Below are 19965 nucleotides of genomic sequence, written 5' to 3'. Positions count from 1 at the left end.
CTTCTCTTTATTTAAACTTCTCGCAATTGACATGCGCCGGGTTCCAGTTGGCAGGCCAGAAGCGTTTGCGTTCTGCGTCAATATGCACCATGCCATCATTCTTGTAATACCCGACACCGCCGGACCCCGTACACCACGCCAGATCGCGTGCGGTTGTGGTGGGCAGGCCCGGGATGCTGAAATCAATGGCGTTGCCGCGGGTGTGGGCCGAACTTTTTGCCGGGCCGCCGTCATCCTGCCCGGGCTTCAGATGTTTGGCGCGTTCACGGCTGGCCTTGCGCAGCATTTCATTCGATGCGGACAGGCGGTGGCCCGAATTGATGACGAATTCCAGTTTGATGTGCGGGTAATTTCGTTTTGCTTTCTGGCCGATGTCATACAGGCGGTCCAGCGTGCGCGGATTGATCGGGTGGACGGCCTCTGGTCCATGGGCGCGGTGATCGCGCAACAAGACATTGATCTGCGTCAATGCCGCGGGAACATATTGCCCGTTGCGTTTGTAAACGACGTTGATCGATTCCTTGGTATGGACATTGTGCAGGTGCAGGGATTGTTCCGCCGGGGCGGCGCTGGCGCTGTTAAAGGCCAGGGCGCAACCGAGCGTCAGGGTGCTGGCCACACGGACCATGTTTTTGTGTATGTTTGATTGTGCACCGGTCATCGCCAAACCCTCTTTATATCAGGCTGCTTATTATAGCCCTGACCGTACAAAGCTATGGAAAATAATGCAAGTTTTTGATGCGGCTCTTGCTCCCGCTTCTAACACCCTGTTTTTTTGTGTAGACTGGATGCAACAAAACGCCAGAAAACACAAAGAATAAGGCGTGAAAAACAATGGCGTATGGGGGCAGGGGCAATGAATGGGATCTGCGTATGATGAAAGCCTGACAGCCCGTTTTAACCGGCTGTCTTTCTGGGGGCGGAACAGCCTGCGCAGCGCGGCGCTGGCCGAAAGCCTGTCGGGCATGGTGCGCGATGGCACGAAAAAACGCCCGTGGCTGTATCCTTTCTTTATGACCTATCTGGTTTGTCTGACAACACCGCTTCCCGTTCCGGGGGGCAGTACGGTGCTGGTTGCGTTGACCGGGCTGTATGCGGCTATTCCGATTTTGCCGGGGTCTAAAGCATTGCGCAGCAGTTTTGCCGCGGCTGTGCGCCCGCCTGTTCTGGTCGAAAATTATGCGGATTTTATCCGCCCCTCCGCCGATCGGTCGCGGGCCGATTCTGTGCGGGCGCTGGCGCTGGGCTGGCGGGTCACGTGCCGTGGGGCTGCGGACATGTGGCAATCGACCCGGACGGCGTTTGCGGCGCTGCGTGCCATCTAATTCATTGAATTAGAATATAAATTCCCCTTATCCTCAAATGTTTTTATTTTGTTCTCTTTTGCGCTTTACAAAGAGAACAAATGCGGTACAGTTGCAATCAGAGGACAGAATCGAAAACGACCGGGACTTGCGTTGCAAACCCAGTCCGACCATGCAAAATCAGGGGATATCAAATGACCGTCACTTCTATGAACAAGGCAGATACCGCAATGGAACAACGCAGCAACGCCGAAAAAACGAAGGCACTGGATGCCGCTCTGGCCCAAATCGAACGTGCTTTTGGCAAGGGTTCGATTATGAAACTGACGGGTGACAACAACCCGATGCAGGTGGAAACGATTTCGACCGGTTCGCTGGGGCTGGATATCGCGCTGGGTATTGGCGGTTTGCCGCGTGGCCGCGTGATCGAAGTGTTCGGTCCGGAATCCTCGGGTAAAACCACATTGGCACTGCAGGTTATTGCCGAAGCACAAAAAGCGGGCGGCACCTGCGCCATCGTTGACGCCGAACATGCGCTGGACCCGTCTTACGCCAAGAAACTGGGCGTTGATATCGACAATCTTTTGATCTCCCAACCGGATACGGGCGAACAGGCTTTGGAAATTGCCGATACGCTGGTGCGCTCCGGTGCGCTGGATGTTCTGGTGATTGACTCGGTGGCTGCGCTGGTTCCGCGTGCGGAACTGGAAGGTGAAATGGGTGACACGCACGTTGGCTTGCAAGCCCGCCTGATGTCACAGGCCTTGCGTAAAATCACGGGTTCCATTTCCCGGTCCCGCACCATCGTCATTTTCATCAACCAGATCCGTATGAAAATCGGTGTGATGTTTGGTTCGCCGGAAACAACAACGGGCGGGAACGCGCTGAAATTCTATGCGTCCGTCCGTCTGGATATTCGCCGTATTGGCACGATCAAGGACAAGGAAAACCCGGTCGGAAACCAGACGCGCGTGAAGGTCGTGAAAAACAAAATGGCCCCACCGTTCCGTCAGGTGGAATTTGACATCATGTTCGGCGAAGGCATCTCCAAGATGGGCGAGCTGATTGATCTGGGTGTTCAGGGCAATCTGGTCGAAAAATCCGGCGCCTGGTTCTCCTATGACGGGCAACGCATCGGGCAGGGCCGTGAAAACGCCAAGCAATTCATGCGTGACAATCTGGAAGTGGCCGCAAAGCTGGAAAACGAAATCCGTACCAAGGCCGGTGTTGTGGCTGATGCCATGCTGGTCGGGCCGGACAGTGCGGAAGAGGCTTCCGATGCCACCATGGATGCCGTGAACGATGTCGTTGATGCGTCCGATGATGATGCCGCACCGAAGCGTGGCCGTAAGGCAAGCTAATCCAGTTTGAATAAAAGTTTGGTTTCAGCACCAAGGAAAAGAAGCCCGCCGATCTCCCCCGGCGGGCTTTTTCTTATTCACGTTACTGGCACGGTGTGGGTTACTGCGCGCACGCCTTTTTCAGCGGCACAATCGCCTTGTCCAGCCCGCGCAGATCAAATGTAGATTCAATCATGCTTTTCGTCGGTGGGGTGACTTGCGTGTATAAACGCTCGCTCTTCAACGCGGTTTCAATCATCGCGTTCGCGTCGGGGGCAAAGGCCCCCAGATTATCCAGCGACAAATCCCAGTTTACAGTGGTGGGTTGCCCGGCATCAAACCGCGTTGTAATGGCGGTGCGGGGGCGGGTGGTTTTGGTTTTGTCGGCAAGGTCGATATGGAACACCAGATAGGATTCCGTCTGTCCGTCGCGGCATCGCATGACCAGCGTTGGCCAGACATTGCCTTCTTTCTGCGTCATGATCGGCGCATTGGCTTTCAGGCTGAGCATAATATTGTGGCGGCCAGAGATACTGGATTTTTCGTTGATAATATCCCACTTGCCGATTTCCTGCCCCAGATCGGCCAGCGTCAGGCTCTGTAAATTATAATCAGCCAACGTGTCGTCATAGCAGCGCAGGCGCGTCATCGACAGTTGAATGTCCTTACACGCGCGCAAACGCCGCGCCATTTCATTGGCAACATCAATGGGCGTTTCTGGTTTTGCGGGAACGGCCTCTACCTCTGCCGGGGGCGTTGCGGCGGCGGTGCCGCTTGCATAAGACGGGCCAGAAAAACCAAACGCGCAGCCGGCGCACAGCGCCAATGTCAGAGTCCGAAAAAATGTCACACCAATCCTCCGTTCTATATTCCGAACGTATAGTGTAACAAAGATTGGGGGTGGGGGCTATTCCCGGGACTTGAGCAGGCGCTGTTTCTGGCGGCCCCAGTCGCGTTCCTTGCTGGTTTCGCGTTTGTCGTATTGCTTTTTGCCCTTGGCCAGCGCGATTTCGACCTTGGCCAGGCCTTTTCCGTTGAAATAGAGCTTTACCGGCACGATGGTGTAGCCATCACGGGTCACAGCACCCATCAAACGGTGAATTTCCTTCTTTTTCAGCAGAAGGCGGCGCGGGCGGCGCGGGGCGTGCTGTAAATGCGTGCCCGCCTGCTGATATTCGGCGATATAGCAATTATACAGCCAGATTTCACCGTTATGATCCCCGGCAAAGGCTTCGTTCAGGCTGCATTGTCCATGGCGCAGCGATTTGACTTCGGTCCCGGTCAGTTCAATCCCGGCATCGAATTTTTCTTCCAGATGGTAATCAAACCGCGCCCGGCGGTTATCGGTAACCGTCTGGTTGACAGAAATTAAAGCTGTTTTCTTATCTTTCTTAGCCATGGGCCCGCACTATGGTGCCACTTCCGGCGGAAATCAAGCCGGCCTTTTCCATCGCCTCGTCCATCACGGCGCGGGCGTTGGCGGTTGCGGGTACGAGGGGCAGGCGCACCTCATCCCGGCACAGGCCCATGCGGGCCGCGCCGTATTTCACCGGGGCCGGGGATGTTTCAATCATCGTGGCACGGCAGAGCGGGGCGAGTTTGTCGCGCAGGGCGGCGAAGGTTTTCAAATCGCCCGCAACCCATGCATCCTGCATTGCGGCGCTGTCGCGCGGGGCGAGGTTGGAAATCACCGAAATCACGCCGTGACCACCTTGGGCCAGATAGCCGGGGGCCGAGCCGTCGTCGCCAGAGATCAGGCAGAAATCATCCTTCACCCGGGCCTTGATCAAGGTCGGGCGGTCCAGTTGCCCGGTGGCATCCTTCACCCCGGCAATGCGCGGCAGTTCGGCCAGACGCACCATGGTGTCGTTGGTCATGTCCACAACGCTGCGGCCCGGGATGTTGTAAATCAGAATCGGGATATTGGTGGCGTCATGGATCGCCTTGAAATGGGCGAACAACCCGTCCTGGGTCGGTTTGTTATAATAGGGGGTAACGACCAAGGCGGCATCCGCCCCGGCGTTCTGGGCGAACAGGGTGGTTTCGATACTTAAATCTGTGGAGTAACTGCCCGTTCCGGCAATGACCGGAACGCGGCCCTTGACCACGGCAACGGTGCGTTCGACAATGGATTTATGTTCATCTTTCGTCAACGTCGGCGATTCACCCGTGGTACCACAGGCGACAACACCATGAATGCCCTGCTCAACCTGCCATTCAACCAAATCATCATACGCCTTCCAGTCAACCGCGGTGTTGACGAAGGGGGTGATCAGGGCGGTCATCGCGCCGCGGAAACGAATGTTCGGCATGGTCATATCCTTTTGGCGCGTGCGCCGTTTAGCCTGTGGTCTAAAAACGTTCTCACTCTAATGCCAACGGGCCGCGTGTTCAAGAAAGCTGCGTATGCGGGGGTATTGGCCCTGATTTTGGCGGCTTTTGTCCCGCAACCATCGCCCTATGGTGCGGCGCAGGGGGGCGGCTGGGGGCCGTCCATGGCGTTTGCGGCCAAATCGGCCCCGGTTGTGGGCATGTCGGCCAATGATGCCGCCCTGACCGTCAAGGCATTGCAGGCGGCTGCACAGGGGAGCTGGTCCTATGCCGAAAGCCTCATCGCGCAGACGCGTGACCCGCTGGCCGCGCGCATCTATTACTGGATGTATTATACGGATAAAGCGGGGCCGCATAATTTCCGCCGCATCTCCACCTTTGTCGGGCAAATCCCAAGCTGGCCGCGTCAGGGGGCTTTGCGTCTGAGCGCCGAAAAATCCGCATCGGCCAACACACCGATTCAAGATGTGGTGGAATGGTTCAACACCTACAAACCACAAACAGCGGATGGGATGATGTTGTATCTGTCCGCCTTGCGCGCGGCGGGGGCGAACAAGGACATCCCCAATATCCTGAACACATGGTGGGCGGAAACGGCCTTCGGCCCGGATGCGCAAGACAAGTTTTTGCGGACATGGGGCAAAACCATCACGCGTGACGCGCATATCAAACGTTTGAATATGTTGCTGTCGCGCGATTACCAATCGGCGGCGCGCGGTATTGCGCACGTGTTGGGCCGTGGTTATCCGCAATTGGCCGAGGCGCGGATTGCGCTGGCGGCGATGTCGCCGGGTGTGGACGGGGTTGTGGCCCGCGTGCCCACCAATCTGCAAAATGATCCCGGATTGATGCTGGAGCGTTTGCGCTGGCGCCGGAAGAAAGACATGGATTTCAAGGCGATTGAAATTCTGCATAACGCGCCGCCCGCCTACACGCAACCGGACCCGGATGCGTGGTGGAAAGAGCGCCATATTATGGTGCGCCGTTTGATCGAGCGGAAACAGTATGAAAGCGCTTATCTGCTGGCCGCCAAACACGGCACGAAAGAAGGCGCGTCATTTGCCGATGCGGAATTTGTATCGGGTTGGCTGGCCTTGCGCTTTGTGAAACGCCCGTGGGAAGCGTTTGAACATTTTGAACGGCTTTATCACAATTCGGCCATGCCGATCACGCGCGGCCGGGCCGCGTTCTGGGCCGGAATGGCCAGCGAGGCCTTGGGGCACAAGGACATTGCCCGCAAATGGTACGAAGCGGGGGCGGTGTATTCCACCACCTTCTATGGCCAGATGGCACTGGGCAAGCTGGGGCGCGATGACACGCTGGTCACGGCCATGCCGGATTTGACGATGCAGGCGCGCACGGCCTTTGAAAAACACGATATGGTGCAGGCGGCGCGTTTGTTTAAACGGGCGGGCTTGAATGATTATTCATCATCGTTCCTGCGCGCTTTTGCGGTGCAGGCGAAAACGCATGATGATTTTCATCTGGCCGCCGATCTGGCGACCGAATTCAACCAGCCGGACACGGCGCTGGCCGTGGCCAAGGAAGCGCAGAAGAAGGGGTATGTTCTGGCCGATTTCGCCTTCCCGACCATGTTGTCACGCATGAAAAATGTGGATACGGAATGGGCGCTGGTACATGGCATTATCAAGCAGGAAAGTGCGTTTGATACGAAAGCGCAAAGCCCCGCTGGCGCGCGCGGCTTAATGCAATTGATGCCCGCCACAGCCAAGGAAACGGCGAAGAAAGCGGGCATGTCGCACCAGAATGATTGGTTGACGACGCGCCCGGATCATAACGTCAAGCTGGGTGCGCTCTATATCGACCAGATGTTGCGTCGATATGATGGGCACTACCCGTTGGCAATTGCCGCGTATAACGCCGGGCCGGGCCGCGTGAGCCAGTGGCTGGAAGAATTTGGCGACCCACGCAAAGGCGAAATTGACATGCTGGACTGGATCGAAATCATTCCGGTGGCCGAAACCCGCAACTATATACAACGGGTGATGGAGGGCGTTTTTGTGTACCGCCACAAATTTGCCAAAGTGCAAAAAACGTCCAATGCGCCCATTCATATCAGCTACTTAAAGCCACTGAACGGGGCGGAAAACGGGCGTGCCGCGCGCTAAACCAGCAAGTTTTTTTCATGGTCTTGAGGAAATCTAAACGCATTCTATATCTTTCGTATGGGATAATGGATGCATAGTGACCCATATCCCTGAGTATAGACCGCACAGAGTATATTGTGCCCTTGTTGGGAAACGATTGAATGAAGATCATTTTTGCTGATGACCATACGCTTTTTCGCGATGCCTTGACCCATTATATATTGCAGGCCGATTCCTCGGTGGAGGTTTTGCCCGCACATGATTTGCATGGGGTCATGGAACATTTACAAACAAACAACGATGTCGACCTGATCCTGCTCGATTTGAAAATGCCGGGCATGTCGGGGTTAAAGGGATTGGAAAAAACCATTTCTCTGCGTCCGAAAATTCCGGTTGCAATCGTATCCGGTTTGGCCGAACAGGCGGACATAGAGGAAGCGTTGTCCATTGGTGCCCGCGGTTACCTGCCCAAAACATTGCCGGGAACGGCGGTGATGCAGGCGATCCGCAAAATTGTCGGCGGTGAAATATTCGTTCCTGTCGATCACAACACCAATATGATCATGGCATCGCACGATCACGGCGCGGCATCGGAACAACCAAAATCCGACGCGCCGGCCATTCCAGAGGATAAAAACCTGACGCCGCGCGAACGCGAGGTTCTGGGCTATCTGATGCAGGGGGCCACGAACAAGGATATTGCCCGAGCGCTGGATCTGCAGGTCGTGACGGTGAAATTGCACGTGCGCGGTATTTGCCGCAAGCTGGGTGCCACCAACCGCACCCAAGCGGTTATTCTGGCGCAGCAAGCCGCCGCCGCCGAGCACAATCAAATCCATTAAGGTGGGGCAAAATCTATAGCCTCAAAGCAACACCTTGTCATGCCCGCGAAGGCGGGCATCCGGCGTAGTAATGTGCGCGGCTTTGCCCGGCGTAAATAATGTGCGCGGCTTTGCCGCGCGCAGAACCGGATCCCCGCCGTTTCAGCCCCGCTATTGCGGGGCCGCGGGGATGACGATGGGGTGGGATTACTTCTCGGGATTACTTCTTGGACCGGCGTCCTTCCATCCACCATGCGGCGATGGCCAGCGCGAGCAGGCCAAGCGCGTAGGCCCAGCCGGGCAGGAACGGCACGTCCCGTGCGCCCGTGATGGTGAAGGCGTTGTTGTCGCGCAATCCAATCCACCCATTGCCCCCGGCACTGCGGCCCGGCCCGACGAAGCGGATATCGGGCATGTTTCCGGCATCACTGCTTAACCACTGCACCGTGCCGCCGGATGTTTCGGCGACGGGGCGCATGATGTCATCCGTGGTGACCACGGCGCGCATTTCCGGCGGGTTCAATTCACCAATCACGGCGAAGCGTTTTTGTGTTTCATCTTCGGCGCTGTAAACGCCCGGCTGGCTGGCCGTGACGCGGGCGGACAGCCATCCATCCTCACCCTGTTTCAACGTTACGTCTTCGGCCTTGCCATCCGGATGGCGCAACGTGACGGTGTTCAGGGCGTTGTGCAGATTGCGACGCTGAATCACAACATCGCCGCCATCGGCGGTAATCACCAGCGCGTTTTCTTCCAGATCCGGTTCCTTCATCAACCAGTGAGCCAGACGGCGCAGCAGGTCGGCATGTGGTCCGCCACCCATAAAGCCGCGCGACCAGAGCCAGATTTGTTCGCTGGCCAGATGCGCTACGCGCCCTTTGCCCACGCGGTCGAGGATCAGCAGGGGCGAGTTATCTGCCCCGTTCATCAGGACATCACCGCTTTTGGGTTTCAGCTCCGTCTGGCGCATCCACGGACCCCACGGCGTTTCCTTTGCATCCTTATTGTCCAGCAGATGCTGCGTGACCGGGTGGCGCAGGCCCAGATCGGTCAGGCCGGGGGTAAATTCCTTCTCGATCACGCGTCCCGTCGGCTCACCGGGCAGGATCGTGTTCAAAACACTTTGATACAGTGAATTTTCACCAGCGAAGGATGGGCCGCTGGCCTCCAGCACCGCGCCACCTTCCTGCACATACCGCGCAATATTGGCGAAATAGAAATTCGGCAGGACCTTGTTCATCGTGTATTGGTCAAAAATGATCAGGTCGAAATTATAGAGTTTCAGTTCAAACAATTCCCGGAACGGAAACGCGATCAACGACATTTCGTGCTGCGGCGTCATGTCCAGCTTCTGCGGCTCGCGCAGAATGGTGAAGTGGACCAGATCGACGCCGGGGTCGGACGTCAAGAAATCCCGCCATGTCCGTTCCCCGGCATAGGGGTAACCAGACACCAGCAACACCCGCAACCGGTCGCGCACGCCATTCACGATCAACGGAATGCGGTTATTCGCCGCCGTGATTTCACTGGGTAGGGGGGAGACTTCCAGATCCAGAATATTCTGTCCCGCATGGGCGACGTTAAAGGTCACGGTCTGGTCCGTATTCACCGGCACCATCTGCATATCCGGTTTTTCATCATTCGCGCGGACGAGCAGGGTGGCATATTCATTGTCGGACGGTGTGGCACCGCTGTCGGTCACACGGAATTTAACAGTCACGGTTTGGCCGACGATGCCATAGGACGGGGCTTCGATAATCTGTAGTTGCCGATCCCGCTCGCCACGTGATCCGGTCAGCAATGTGTGAACGGGGCCAAAGGCTTTGATGCGGGAATCTTCACGCGGCGCATCGTGAACTTGCCCGTCGCTGAGGATGATGACCCCAGCACGGCGTTGCACCGGAATATCGGACAAGGCCTGATCAATCGTGGAGAACAGGCGCGTATCGCGGTCGCGTTCGTTGCCAGCGGAGACGATGCGGACATCAATGTCGCTGTAATTCTTGAAAAACTGATCCAGCCCGGCCAGCACGTCATTGGTGACGTCGGCGCGGTTGTTAAAATTCTGGCTGGCGGATTTATCGGCGACGATGACGACCGTGTCGGGCACGGCTTCGCGTTGTTCTTCCAGCATAGCGGGGTTGAGCAGCGCCAGAACAAACGCCCCGGCACACAGCCCGCGCCAGATCAACCCACGGCGGAAGACGAAGATGGAGGCCAGCACGCACAGCACCACCAACCCGGCCAATGTCCAGACAATGGGTTCGGGCAGCAACGGGGCGAAATGCAGGGTCAATGCGCTCTGGTTCATATCATTGCCCCAACCGTTCGAGGATGTGGGGCAGGTGGACCTGATCGGCCTTATAATTCCCGGTCAGCGCATACATCATCAGATTGACGCCGAAGCGGTATGACATTTCTTGCGACATGGTTGGGCGGTCGGGGTCGCCCTCGGCCCACATGGCGGCCCAATCATTGCCACCGACGATGACCGATGACACGCCGTCGCGGCCAATGGCGGTTTGTTCCTCAACCCATAAATTCTTGCTGTCATACCGCCCGGGGAAGGATTCGAGAAGGTAGAAAGAGCGTTTCAGAACGTGATCCTCTGGCGCGATGGAAAGCGGCGGCACGTTCAACCCCGCGACCATATTGCGCAGGATAATCTGGTTCCGGCCCGGCACGCCCGTGGGCAGGGCAATGGTGGCCCCCTGATCCCGTGTGTCGAACAGGATGATGCCGCCGTGATCCAGATAATATTGAATGGCCTTCAACGCCTTGTCCGATACGGGCGGGGCGGACGGGGCAATGGGCCAGTAGAGCAGGGGGAAGAAGGCGAGGTCGTCTTTCTCCGGGTCAACCATCACCACGCCCGCGGGTTCGACCGACGTGCGATTGGTCAAGACGAAATCCATATTCTCCAGCCCCTTGCGCGCGACCGCGTCGAGGGTGGGGTCGCCACTGCGCACATGGGCCAGCCATGTGCCATTGGCAAAGTCCATCGCGGTTTGCGCGTGAGCAGGTGCTGCGGAGAGGGATAATCCCAGAATGATCATCGCCGTGCCGCCACTGCGCGCCATACGGCTGAATCCGATCATCAGCGGTGATTGCAAAATCATCATGATGATCCAGTCCGCCAGAAACAGCAGCAACGCCGTGGCCAGCAAGGCGGGCATCAGGTCGGTTTCCGTGCCCCCGGTGAAGCTTCCACGCACGACACCATTGGGCAATGACGGCATGGCCGTGACACGACCAACCCGTTCGCCAACATTCAAGGCGCGTTTGGCCCCGGCATGGCCGTAATATCCCGGCGGGTGGCGGGCATCGGGCATCTGTTTATCAAAGGCACGGGCGTCAATGGGTTCCGCCGTACTGTCCGGTGCTTGCAAACGGCCATCGCCATCCAGAATTTGCAATGGCTCCAACGTGCCATCAGCATGGGTGTTGGTAATCGGCGTTCCGGCCAACGCAATCACCCGGCGCAGCATTTGCACATACAAACCGGACAGGGCCAGATTGGACCATTCCGGTGAGGCCGTTGTATGCACCATCACCAGCAATCCATTATCCAGTGACGACGCCGTCACCAGCGGTGTGCCATCCGTCAATGCGGCCCAGACACGCACGGCATCGCTCGTCCCCGGTGCGGACAAAATCTGGCGACGCACTTCGATATCGGCGGGCAGTTCGAGGCCGTAGAACGGGCTTTCATCATCAAACGGGGCCAGCGTTTGCGGTTTGTCCCATGTCAATCCGCCATCCATCGCCCGTCCGCCCCGCATCAACGGTGCGGGGGTGAGGAAGGATTCGCCTTGCGTCATATTCGGTCCGGCAAAGCGCAGGAGCAATCCGCCCGCCTTCACCCAGTCTTCCAGCGCGTTCAGCGTCTCCGGCGGAATGGCCCCGACATCGGGCAGGATAATGACGGATGGGCCGGATTTCATCAGCTCGTCAATCGATCCGGTTTTTAATTCGACATAGGGTTCAATCGCACGGGTCAGGTAATATGGCGCATCGGTCAGCGGGGCGCGTGTGCCTTCATCCTGCGTCGTGGCCAATCCAACCATGCGGCGTTCAAATTGATCGTCCAGCAGGATCAACCCACCCGCGCCATTGCGGCCGGACAAATGAATGCGGGCCACTTGCGAACGCAGGGATTCGGGAATCTTAATCGTGACATCCGTTGTCGTCGTGTCACCGCTCAGCGTATCCACCCGTTCCAGCACGCGGCCATCATTGCCCAGTGCATCAACGGCCAGTGGCAAGCCTGCCGGCGTTCCGGCGGCGGTGGAGATGGAGACGGCCAAATCCTGTCCCGGTTTCAGGTGAGAGACGAGAAGGACAGGGCGGGCGGCGGGTTCGGGTTCCAGATAAGTCAGGCTGCCATTGCTTTGAAGTGCACGGGCCAGTGCGGTGGCGTGGGCGGGCGTCCCGTCATTCAACCCGTGTCCGATCCAGTATGTATGGATGGCGTCTTTGGTTTTTGTGCCATCGCGCACGGCGGTGGCCACGGCCGTATAGTCGGCGGGCCAGGATCGTGTGTGCAGGCCGCGCACCATATTGCGGGCTTCACCTGCGGGCATGGGGCCCAGCATACCGATTTGCAATTTCCCCGGGTCGGGCGCGGTGGTCATGACGATGACGGGCAAGCGGTCACGCGCGGCGCGGTCGAGAATTTGTTCGGCGGCGGATTGTTGCGCCGTCCATGTCTGCGCCGCGGCCCAGCCATTATCCATGACAATGCGGATGATACCGGATTGGTTCAGGCTTTCCGCCGGGTTCAGAACGGGGCGGGCCAGCGCCAGCAAAACCAAAGCGGCAATGATCAGGCGCAGCAGCAAAATCCACCACGGTGTGTGGGCCGATACGCGATCACTGGGGTTCAGCCCCGCCATAAACCGCACGGTGGGCAGGCGGACGATTTTCGGTGATGGCGGAATAACGCGCAGCAGGAACCACAGAACGGGCAACGCCGCCAGTCCCGCCAAAATCCACGGGTTGATAAAGGTCAAGCCGGAAAGGGATGCGATGAATCCGCTCATACCATCCGCTCCGTATCACCATGGGGGGATAGCGCCGCCCAGATTTGCGCCAGCGCGGTGGAGGCGGGCAACGAAGTATCGTGCATCACCCATTCAAACCCATGGCGGCGGGCCACGCGGCGCACGGCATCCAGATGGTTGTCCAGCCGGGTGCGGTATTCTTCGCGGATGCTGTCGACATTTTCGATGGTTTCCAACGCATCATCGCCCATGCCGGTGAAAATCACCCGGCCTGTCCAGGGCAATGTGCGTTCGGCGTTGTCCAGAACCTGCACCAGAACGCCGTGGCGTTGTTGCCCGGCGATGGCGGTCAAATTGCGGTCCAGTTCATCCGGATCACCAAGGAAATCACCGCACAGGATAATCGACGCATTCGCCGTCACCGTGTCCGGGTGGGGCAAGGCATGTTCGGACACGCGGCTTTTTTCCGCGAGCAAAGCGAGGCCGAGCGATTGCACGCCCTGTTCCCCGCGGCCCACACGGACCGACCCGTCCAGCGGACCAATCTGTTCCCCCGATTTGGTCAGCATCATGCCAAGGCCGAGGCAGAGCGTCACGGCGGATTCAAATTTGCTGGGCAGGTTGAGGGAGGAACGGAAATGCATGCCCGCATCATTCTGGGCCCAGAATAAAACGGTCTGCGCCGTTTGCCATTCCTTTTGCCGGACGAACACGCGTTCGCCCTTCGCCGTTTGCCGCCAGTCAATATCCTGCGGGCGGTCGGTGGGCTGGTATTCGCGGAATTGCCAGAAATTTTCACCGGACCCGGCGCGGCGCTGGCGGTGTTCACCACCGATCAGGCTGGCCGTTGCACGCTCGGCGGCGGCGATCAACGCGGGCAGGGCTTCGGAGGCGTCTTCGCCCCGTTGCCGCAATTTTTGCAGCAAGGCCAGCAAATCACGCCCACGCACGGCGGTGGAGGCCGTGCGTTGTTTATCGGGCGGGGTTGTGCTGGCTTGATTGGCCATGGATGTTACAGACCTTCGGTCATTTTATCGATGACGTTCCACAAGGTCACGCCATTGGCGCGGGCTTGGTAATTCAGGGCCATACGGTGTTTCAAAATCGGCCCGGCCAGATCGATGACATCATCAACCGACGGCGCGCTGCGCCCATCCAGCAATGCGCGGGCACGGCAGGCGAGCATCAGCGATTGCGCCGCGCGCGGGCCCGGGGCCCATGCGACATATTCATTGACCAGATCCGGGGCACCATCACCGGGGCGGCCACGGCGGACGAGGGTCAGAATGGCCTCAACCACGCTTTCGCCCACGGGCATGTCACGCACCAGTTTTTGCAAATCTTCCAGATCGGCGGGCTCAAACACGGATTTGGCTTCGGTGCGGCGGTTCGACGTGGTGGCCAGCAACATTTCCCGCTCGGCGGCCAAGCCGGGGTAATCAACATCAATCTGCATCAGGAAGCGGTCGAGCTGTGCTTCCGGCAGGGGATAGGTGCCTTCCTGTTCAATCGGGTTTTGTGTGGCCAGAACGTGGAACGGGTGGGGCAAAGCGTGGGGTTTACCGGCAACGGTGACCGATTTTTCCTGCATCGCCTGCAACAACGCCGATTGCGTGCGCGGGGACGCGCGGTTGATTTCGTCGGCCATCAGGAATTGGGTAAAGACCGGACCTTCGATAAAGCGGAAATGGCGTTTGCCGTCTTCATCTTCTTCCAGCACTTCGGAGCCGAGAATGTCGGAGGGCATCAAATCCGGCGTACATTGGATACGGGATGAATCCAGCCCCAGCACGCGGGCGACCGTATCGACCATCAAAGTTTTGGCCAGACCCGGCACGCCGATCAGCAAGACGTGGCCGCCGGATAAAATCGTGATCAGGATTTTATCGATGACGTTTTCCTGCCCGTAAATCACGGACCCGATTTCGCGCTTGGCGTCTTTCAAACGGCGTGTGGCATCGTCCAGATCTTTGTCGATGTTCGGGCGGGCGGTTGCGATCTCACTCACGGCGTGGCTCCATGGCTTGGGTCAAAAGGCCCGGGTTTTGATCCGGGGCGGCTTAAGGCTATAATTCTGTTTCAAATGATTGATTCCATTGTAATCCCCCGGCGGGGCAAAAAAAAGGCGGCCACGCGCTAAATCCCGGAATGAACACAGAAAAATCAGCATTTTACGATAATGACGGGCGGCCTTTGTTCCGCATCGCCTATGACGGGCGGTGGTTCCATGACGGGGCGGAAATCCGCCGCGCGGCGCTGTCCCGGCTGTTTTCCGACCGGGCGCTGAAGCTGGATGACAAGGGGCGGTACTGGCTGCGCACCCCGTTCGAAAAATACCCGGTCGAGGTTGAGGATGTGCCGTTTCTTATTGTTGGTTATGACATACAGGGCGATGTCATAACCCTGACCACCAATATGGGGGATACGGTTGTGATGGGGGTGGATCATCCGCTCACCCTGCGGCCCGAGCCGCTGGCGGGGGCGATGGTGCCCTATATTATGGTGCGCGACGGGCTGATGGCGCGGCTGGACCGGGCCGTGTATTATGCCTTCGTTGATCTGGCGGTGGAGCGGGACGGTCATTTGATCATCCGCAGCGGCGGGGTCGATCATGTTTTGGGCGCGGTTTGATTTTTGTATTCATTCGTCACTCCGGCGAAGGCCGGAGTCCATGGAATAGATTGTATGGATACCGGCCTTCGCCGGTATGACGATAAGAGAGAGTGTTGTTATGCTTAATCCTGAACGCACCATTCCCCCAACCGTCTGGATGAAAGACCGGGCTGTGCAGGTTGTTTTCCATGCGCTGACCGACACGGGCGCGGTGGACCCGCAGGTGTTGTTTGTCGGTGGGTGCGTGCGCAATACGTTGCTTGGTCTGCCGCCGGGGGACATGGATCTGGCTACATTGCATAAGCCAGAGGGCGTGACCCGCCGTCTGGAGGCGCAAGGCGTGCGCGTTATTCCAACCGGCATCGATCATGGCACGGTTACGGCGGTGGTCGATGGAAAGCCATTTGAAATCACCACGTTGCGCCGGGATGTTGAAACGGACGGTCGGCGGGCGGTGGTGGCCTTCACCGATGATTGGCGCGAAGACGCCGCGCGGCGTGATTTTACCATCAACACCTTGCTGGCCGATGCGGACGGAAATATCTACGATCCGACGGGAAAAGGGCTCTCTGATCTCGAAACGAACCGGATCGTATTTGTTGGTGACGCAAGCGAGCGTGTGGCCGAAGATCACTTACGCATCCTGCGTTTCTTCAGGTTTTATGCGCTTTACGGCGCCGGGACTGCGCCTGATGCGGCGGCGCTGGCGGCGTGCCGGGCGGCGGCGGATAAAATTGGCACTTTGTCCCGCGAACGCATCACGCAAGAGATGGTCCGCATCCTGATGGTGGACCGCCCGGCGGACATTCTGGGCTTGATGTTTGAAAACGGCGTGATGCGGGATTTCGTGCATCCGGAATATCAGGCTTTGCGCCTTAATGCCTTGGTAAGATTGCAGAATATGTATGCGGCCTCGGATCTGGCGGCGCGGATGGCCGTGGCGGCCAATGCGCGCCCTGAATGGGTTGATCAATTCGACAAATATATAGTGTTTTCAAATGCTTTGCGCGGTGATTTGATTCTGATTCTAAAGATTTTGGCGGCTGCGGCGAGCATGAAGGCTCACGAAGTTATCTATCGCTTCGGCAACCGCGCGGCGTTACAGGCCCATCTGGTCCACCACGCCATGGCGGGGACGGAGCCCAATGCGGCGGACGTGGATATTTTGAAAAACTGGCGCGCCCCAATTTTGCCAATCACGGGTGATGATGTGATGAAGGCGGGCATCGCGCGCGGACCAGATGTGGGCCGCATTCTGAAAACCATTGAAGACTGGTGGATCGCCGAAGATTTCCGCCCGAATGAATCCGCTTGCCGCGCGCGGGTGAGGGAAGAGTTACAGAATCTCTGAAACTCGGAATTTCGGAAAAGGCCCTCTCCCCAAACCCCTCTCCCAAGGGGCGAGGGGCTTCCCTTATTTCTGGAACAAATCGTACTGCACCGTGGTTACGACGCGGATTTTTTTGTTCGGGCTTTGGCCTTCGTCATATTGAAATTCGGAATCGGCGGGCATGATCTGGAACTGGCCTTGGGATGCGGTTTTGATGCCGCCCAGTGTGGCCTGAGAATCCTTGGCGAATTGTTCGGCACCCTGACGGGCGTTTTCGGTGGCTTCGGCGATCATTTCTGGCTTGATGCTGTTCAGGCCTTTATAGACATATTTGGCCTGCGCGGCGTCCACCACCACACCTTGTTTGAACAGCGCGCCAATTTTCCCTTGGGCGGCCAGCACGGCGGCAATTTTCGGGGTTTCAACGGCCAGCGACTGGCGGATGATGTAACGCGCCTGACCCGTGTCGCCGGAGCGATAGGCTTGGGCCAGCAAGTCGGTCACTTCGGTTTTCTGGATTTTGATTTCCGCATCTTCGAACCCTTGCGCGATCAAGAAGGCGCGGGCCTTGGTTGTCGCATCGTCAATGCTGGCCTGCACCGCGGCCAGATCGTCACCCGTGGCCAGGATGGGCAGGGGCCAGACGGCAACGTCCGCAACCACATCGCGTTCGGACAGGCCCTTGACCGTCACATAACGGTCCGCCTGACGGAATTGTTTCAAGCCCTGTTGCACGGCATGGCCGGCAAAGCCGACGGAGGCGGCAAAGACGCTGGCGGAAAGCAAAGTGATGACGGCGGTGCGCATGGGGCGGTCCTCTTTCGGGTTTATGACAGTTCCAGAGTATGGCTCTCAATTATGGCCAAGTTACCTCCGGGGGCAGGGACATCAAAATGGCCTCGGTATTGCCATTGGTTTTCAGCCCGAATTGTGTTCCGCGATCATACAGCAAATTGAATTCCACGTAACGGCCGCGGCGCATGCGTTGGTGTTCGCGGTCGGCGGCGGTCCATGGGGTGTTCATGTGGCGGCGGACGATTTGTGGGTAAATGGACAGGAAGGTCTGCCCCACATCGCGGGTGAAGGAAAAATCTTCCTCCCATGAATCGCGAATGATGTTGCCGTCCACCGTGCCGCTGTTCAGATAGTCATAGAAGATGCCACCCAACCCCCGCGATTCATTGCGGTGGGGCAGGAAGAAATATTCGTCGCACCATTCCTTGAATTTCGGGTAGTACGCCGGATCGTGTTTGTCACAGCAGGTTTTGAACGCCGCATGAAAATCTGCGCCATCGGCGGCGTGGTTTTCAAAAAACATCGGTGTCAAATCGGCGCCACCGCCGAACCAGCTTTTCGATGTAACGATCATGCGGGTGTTCATATGCACGGCGGGCACATGCGGGTTCTGCATATGCGCGACCAGCGAAATGCCGCTGGCCCAGAACGCGCCATCATTCCCGGCGGCCCCCGGAATCTGGGCCCGGAATTGTTCCGAGAAATGACCATGCACGGTGGAAATATTCACGCCGACTTTTTCAAACACGCGGCCACGCATGATCGACATTTCACCGCGTCCGCCGGGTGTGCCGTCTTCGTTCATGCGGTCCCATGGCTTGCGTTCAAACCGGCCCGGTGCGCGGTTGGCATCGGGGAAAGCGCAATCATCTTCGATCGATTCAAATGCGGCGCAAATATTGTCGCGCAAATTTTCAAACCACGCGGCGGCGGTGGCCTTGCGCTGTTCGATCTGGGGGGCGGATTCTGGTGTGGCGGAGGCTGTTTTCATCATGCCCAAAACCTACGCCCGCGCGCTAAGGATTTCAAGGTGACTCTCAATCTGTCATCCCGAACGTATGTGAGGGATCTCCTCTTGTGCGAAGAAGAGGGGATCCCTCGTCGCTTCGCTCTGTCGGGATGACAATATAGAAGAGGAGGGCTTTATATTTGCCCGGTCTGCCGCAACGCTTCGCCCAAGATCATCGATGTCGCATTGACCACGTTCAGGGAGCGCAATCCCGGGCGCATGGGGATGATGATTCGGGAATCGGCGGCATCGTGGACGTGGTCGGGCACGCCAGAGCTTTCCGATCCGGCCAATAAGATGTCATCGGCGCGAAATTCGTGGGCGGTGTAGGGGATGGCGCCCTTGGTGGTCATCAGTACGATCCGGCGGTTTTGGTTTTCATAATGCTTTAAAAAGGCGGTCCAGTCCCCATGCCGGGTCAGGTCGATATGGTCGATATAATCCAGCGCGCCACGGCGGATTTTCCGCTCATCCCAAGGGAATGCGGTGGGTTCAATGACATCCAGCCCAACCCCCATACAGGCGGCCAGGCGCATCATGGCCCCGGTGTTTTGGGGGATATCGGGTTGGTACAGGGCGATCCGGATCATGACCTTATATAAGGGGAAGTTCGTATAACCGTCCAGAGGGCGCGTAAGGGGGCTTGCATCCGGCCGTTATAAAAGGTAAATCGCTGGGTGGTTTCACGATTGAAACTATTCAAGAAAAGACGTCTAGACCCATCAATTTTCGGACCCGTAGGCCATGAGTACACACAGCGCGACGCATCCTTCAGATAAAGATTCAAAAGGCGGCACACGCCGCGACTTCCTGTTCCTGACCGCCGGAGCATTCGGCGCGGTGGGGGCGGGGGTTTTTGCCTGGCCGTTTATCGACTCGATGAACCCCGCCGCCGATACGCTGGCCATGGCCAGCACGGAAGTGGATTTGTCCCCGGTTGATGTGGGCCAGTCCATCACCGTGACATGGCGTGGTACGCCGGTCTTTATTCGCCATCGTACGGCGGAAGAGATCGAAGCATCCCGCGCTGTTGACGTGTCATCCTTGCGCGATCCGCAAACGGATGAAGAGCGCGCGACGAAACCGGAATGGTTGGTGATCGTTGGTATCTGCACGCACCTTGGTTGCGTGCCGCTGGGCCAGAAGAAAACCGACCCGCATGGTGATTTCGGCGGATGGTTCTGCCCGTGCCACGGTTCGCACTATGACCAGTCGGGTCGTATTCGTAAGGGTCCTGCACCGAAGAACATGGTTGTCCCGGAATATACATTCCTGTCCGACAGCCTGGTTCGCATCGGTTAATAATTTACA

At 57.9% G+C, this 19965-nt stretch carries 18 protein-coding genes; 7 read left to right on the top strand and 11 right to left on the bottom strand.

Annotated elements, in window-relative coordinates:
• Positions 1-7 precede the first annotated feature (7 nt).
• A complete protein-coding gene (locus tag ACSC94_RS06185; protein WP_435639977.1) occupies positions 8-661 on the bottom strand; it encodes a DUF882 domain-containing protein in 654 nt (217 codons plus the stop codon).
• Positions 662-860: 199 nt separating this feature from the next.
• On the opposite strand from ACSC94_RS06185, the gene ACSC94_RS06180 reads away from it, so the two are divergent.
• Both ACSC94_RS06180 and recA read left to right on the top strand, forming a co-directional pair.
• On the top strand, positions 861-1325 hold the full coding sequence (locus ACSC94_RS06180; RefSeq protein WP_435639976.1) for a hypothetical protein: 465 nt from the start codon (positions 861-863) through the stop codon (positions 1323-1325).
• A gap of 173 nt (positions 1326-1498) precedes the next feature.
• Positions 1499-2665 (top strand): recombinase RecA, encoded by a 1167-nt coding sequence (gene recA, locus ACSC94_RS06175; RefSeq protein WP_435639975.1) that lies wholly within the window; start codon positions 1499-1501, stop codon positions 2663-2665.
• A 100-nt stretch (positions 2666-2765) separates the two neighbouring features.
• On the opposite strand, the gene ACSC94_RS06170 is transcribed toward recA, so the two are convergent.
• Genes ACSC94_RS06170 through dapA form a run of 3 tightly spaced genes read right to left on the bottom strand, consistent with a single transcriptional unit; the run spans position 2766 to position 4956 of the window.
• Positions 2766-3494, bottom strand: a complete 729-nt coding sequence (locus ACSC94_RS06170) for a type VI secretion system-associated protein TagO (RefSeq protein WP_435639974.1) — start codon at positions 3492-3494, stop codon at positions 2766-2768.
• A gap of 57 nt (positions 3495-3551) precedes the next feature.
• Positions 3552-4043: an SsrA-binding protein SmpB gene (gene smpB / locus ACSC94_RS06165; RefSeq protein ID WP_435639973.1), complete on the bottom strand. Its 492-nt coding sequence runs from the start codon at positions 4041-4043 to the stop codon at positions 3552-3554.
• Positions 4036-4956, bottom strand: a complete 921-nt coding sequence (gene dapA, locus ACSC94_RS06160; protein WP_435639972.1) for a 4-hydroxy-tetrahydrodipicolinate synthase — start codon at positions 4954-4956, stop codon at positions 4036-4038. The genes smpB and dapA overlap by 8 nt, the downstream gene beginning before the upstream one ends.
• 60 nt (positions 4957-5016) lie before the next feature.
• Here dapA and ACSC94_RS06155 point away from each other — a divergent pair, with 60 nt between their 5' ends.
• Both ACSC94_RS06155 and ACSC94_RS06150 read left to right on the top strand, forming a co-directional pair.
• Positions 5017-7104 carry a lytic transglycosylase domain-containing protein gene (locus tag ACSC94_RS06155; protein WP_435639971.1) on the top strand — a complete coding sequence of 696 codons (2088 nt, stop codon included), beginning with the start codon at positions 5017-5019 and terminating at the stop codon, positions 7102-7104.
• A gap of 140 nt (positions 7105-7244) precedes the next feature.
• Positions 7245-7925, top strand: coding sequence for a LuxR C-terminal-related transcriptional regulator (locus tag ACSC94_RS06150; protein WP_435639970.1), 681 nt, complete (start codon positions 7245-7247; stop codon positions 7923-7925).
• 199 nt (positions 7926-8124) lie between these two features.
• On the opposite strand, the gene ACSC94_RS06145 is transcribed toward ACSC94_RS06150, so the two are convergent.
• The 4 genes from ACSC94_RS06145 to ACSC94_RS06130 are packed head-to-tail and all read right to left on the bottom strand — an operon-like array spanning position 8125 to position 14915.
• Positions 8125-10215, bottom strand: a complete 2091-nt coding sequence (locus ACSC94_RS06145) for a hypothetical protein (RefSeq protein ID WP_435639969.1) — start codon at positions 10213-10215, stop codon at positions 8125-8127.
• Between the two features lies 1 nt (position 10216).
• Positions 10217-12946 carry a DUF4159 domain-containing protein gene (locus tag ACSC94_RS06140; RefSeq protein ID WP_435639968.1) on the bottom strand — a complete coding sequence of 910 codons (2730 nt, stop codon included), beginning with the start codon at positions 12944-12946 and terminating at the stop codon, positions 10217-10219.
• Complete coding sequence (locus ACSC94_RS06135) at positions 12943-13914, bottom strand: DUF58 domain-containing protein (protein ID WP_435639967.1); 972 nt, start codon at positions 13912-13914, stop codon at positions 12943-12945. Before ACSC94_RS06135 ends, ACSC94_RS06140 begins: the two co-directional genes overlap by 4 nt.
• Before the next feature lie 5 nt (positions 13915-13919).
• A complete protein-coding gene (locus tag ACSC94_RS06130; RefSeq protein ID WP_435639966.1) occupies positions 13920-14915 on the bottom strand; it encodes an AAA family ATPase in 996 nt (331 codons plus the stop codon).
• A 140-nt stretch (positions 14916-15055) separates the two neighbouring features.
• Between ACSC94_RS06130 and ACSC94_RS06125 the strand changes: the two genes are divergently transcribed.
• Both ACSC94_RS06125 and ACSC94_RS06120 read left to right on the top strand, forming a co-directional pair.
• On the top strand, positions 15056-15538 hold the full coding sequence (locus tag ACSC94_RS06125; protein ID WP_435639965.1) for a DUF1285 domain-containing protein: 483 nt from the start codon (positions 15056-15058) through the stop codon (positions 15536-15538).
• Between the two features lie 100 nt (positions 15539-15638).
• Positions 15639-16871, top strand: coding sequence for a CCA tRNA nucleotidyltransferase (locus ACSC94_RS06120; protein WP_435639964.1), 1233 nt, complete (start codon positions 15639-15641; stop codon positions 16869-16871).
• Between the two features lie 63 nt (positions 16872-16934).
• Here the strand turns inward: ACSC94_RS06120 and ACSC94_RS06115 are convergent, their stop codons facing one another.
• The 3 genes from ACSC94_RS06115 to ACSC94_RS06105 form a co-directional block, all read right to left on the bottom strand.
• Positions 16935-17657 (bottom strand): SIMPL domain-containing protein, encoded by a 723-nt coding sequence (locus ACSC94_RS06115; RefSeq protein WP_435639963.1) that lies wholly within the window; start codon positions 17655-17657, stop codon positions 16935-16937.
• 49 nt (positions 17658-17706) lie between these two features.
• Positions 17707-18636, bottom strand: a complete 930-nt coding sequence (gene hemF / locus ACSC94_RS06110) for an oxygen-dependent coproporphyrinogen oxidase (protein ID WP_435642156.1) — start codon at positions 18634-18636, stop codon at positions 17707-17709.
• A 152-nt stretch (positions 18637-18788) separates the two neighbouring features.
• Positions 18789-19244: a tRNA (cytidine(34)-2'-O)-methyltransferase gene (locus tag ACSC94_RS06105; protein ID WP_435639962.1), complete on the bottom strand. Its 456-nt coding sequence runs from the start codon at positions 19242-19244 to the stop codon at positions 18789-18791.
• A gap of 154 nt (positions 19245-19398) precedes the next feature.
• Here ACSC94_RS06105 and petA point away from each other — a divergent pair, with 154 nt between their 5' ends.
• Positions 19399-19956, top strand: coding sequence for a ubiquinol-cytochrome c reductase iron-sulfur subunit (gene petA, locus ACSC94_RS06100; RefSeq protein ID WP_435639961.1), 558 nt, complete (start codon positions 19399-19401; stop codon positions 19954-19956).
• Positions 19957-19965: the final 9 nt, after the last annotated feature.

Origin of the sequence: Micavibrio aeruginosavorus (genome assembly GCF_051245535.1) — a bacterium.
Lineage (GTDB): Bacteria > Pseudomonadota > Alphaproteobacteria > Micavibrionales > Micavibrionaceae > Micavibrio > Micavibrio aeruginosavorus_D.
This window is presented reverse-complemented; position numbering and strand designations above follow the sequence as displayed.

What these genes read in the sequence shown, in the direction of transcription:
- ACSC94_RS06185 (WP_435639977.1), bottom strand. Translation starts at nt 661, where the DNA reads ATGACCGGTGCACAATCAAACATACACAAAAACATGGTCCGTGTGGCC.
- ACSC94_RS06180 (WP_435639976.1), top strand. Translation starts at nt 861, where the DNA reads ATGGGATCTGCGTATGATGAAAGCCTGACAGCCCGTTTTAACCGGCTG.
- recA (WP_435639975.1), top strand. Translation starts at nt 1,499, where the DNA reads ATGACCGTCACTTCTATGAACAAGGCAGATACCGCAATGGAACAACGC.
- smpB (WP_435639973.1), bottom strand. Translation starts at nt 4,043, where the DNA reads ATGGCTAAGAAAGATAAGAAAACAGCTTTAATTTCTGTCAACCAGACG.
- dapA (WP_435639972.1), bottom strand. Translation starts at nt 4,956, where the DNA reads ATGCCGAACATTCGTTTCCGCGGCGCGATGACCGCCCTGATCACCCCC.
- ACSC94_RS06155 (WP_435639971.1), top strand. Translation starts at nt 5,017, where the DNA reads ATGCCAACGGGCCGCGTGTTCAAGAAAGCTGCGTATGCGGGGGTATTG.
- ACSC94_RS06150 (WP_435639970.1), top strand. Translation starts at nt 7,245, where the DNA reads ATGAAGATCATTTTTGCTGATGACCATACGCTTTTTCGCGATGCCTTG.
- ACSC94_RS06145 (WP_435639969.1), bottom strand. Translation starts at nt 10,215, where the DNA reads ATGAACCAGAGCGCATTGACCCTGCATTTCGCCCCGTTGCTGCCCGAA.
- ACSC94_RS06140 (WP_435639968.1), bottom strand. Translation starts at nt 12,946, where the DNA reads ATGAGCGGATTCATCGCATCCCTTTCCGGCTTGACCTTTATCAACCCG.
- ACSC94_RS06135 (WP_435639967.1), bottom strand. Translation starts at nt 13,914, where the DNA reads ATGGCCAATCAAGCCAGCACAACCCCGCCCGATAAACAACGCACGGCC.
- ACSC94_RS06125 (WP_435639965.1), top strand. Translation starts at nt 15,056, where the DNA reads ATGAACACAGAAAAATCAGCATTTTACGATAATGACGGGCGGCCTTTG.
- ACSC94_RS06120 (WP_435639964.1), top strand. Translation starts at nt 15,639, where the DNA reads ATGCTTAATCCTGAACGCACCATTCCCCCAACCGTCTGGATGAAAGAC.
- ACSC94_RS06115 (WP_435639963.1), bottom strand. Translation starts at nt 17,657, where the DNA reads ATGCGCACCGCCGTCATCACTTTGCTTTCCGCCAGCGTCTTTGCCGCC.
- hemF (WP_435642156.1), bottom strand. Translation starts at nt 18,636, where the DNA reads ATGAAAACAGCCTCCGCCACACCAGAATCCGCCCCCCAGATCGAACAG.
- ACSC94_RS06105 (WP_435639962.1), bottom strand. Translation starts at nt 19,244, where the DNA reads ATGATCCGGATCGCCCTGTACCAACCCGATATCCCCCAAAACACCGGG.
- petA (WP_435639961.1), top strand. Translation starts at nt 19,399, where the DNA reads ATGAGTACACACAGCGCGACGCATCCTTCAGATAAAGATTCAAAAGGC.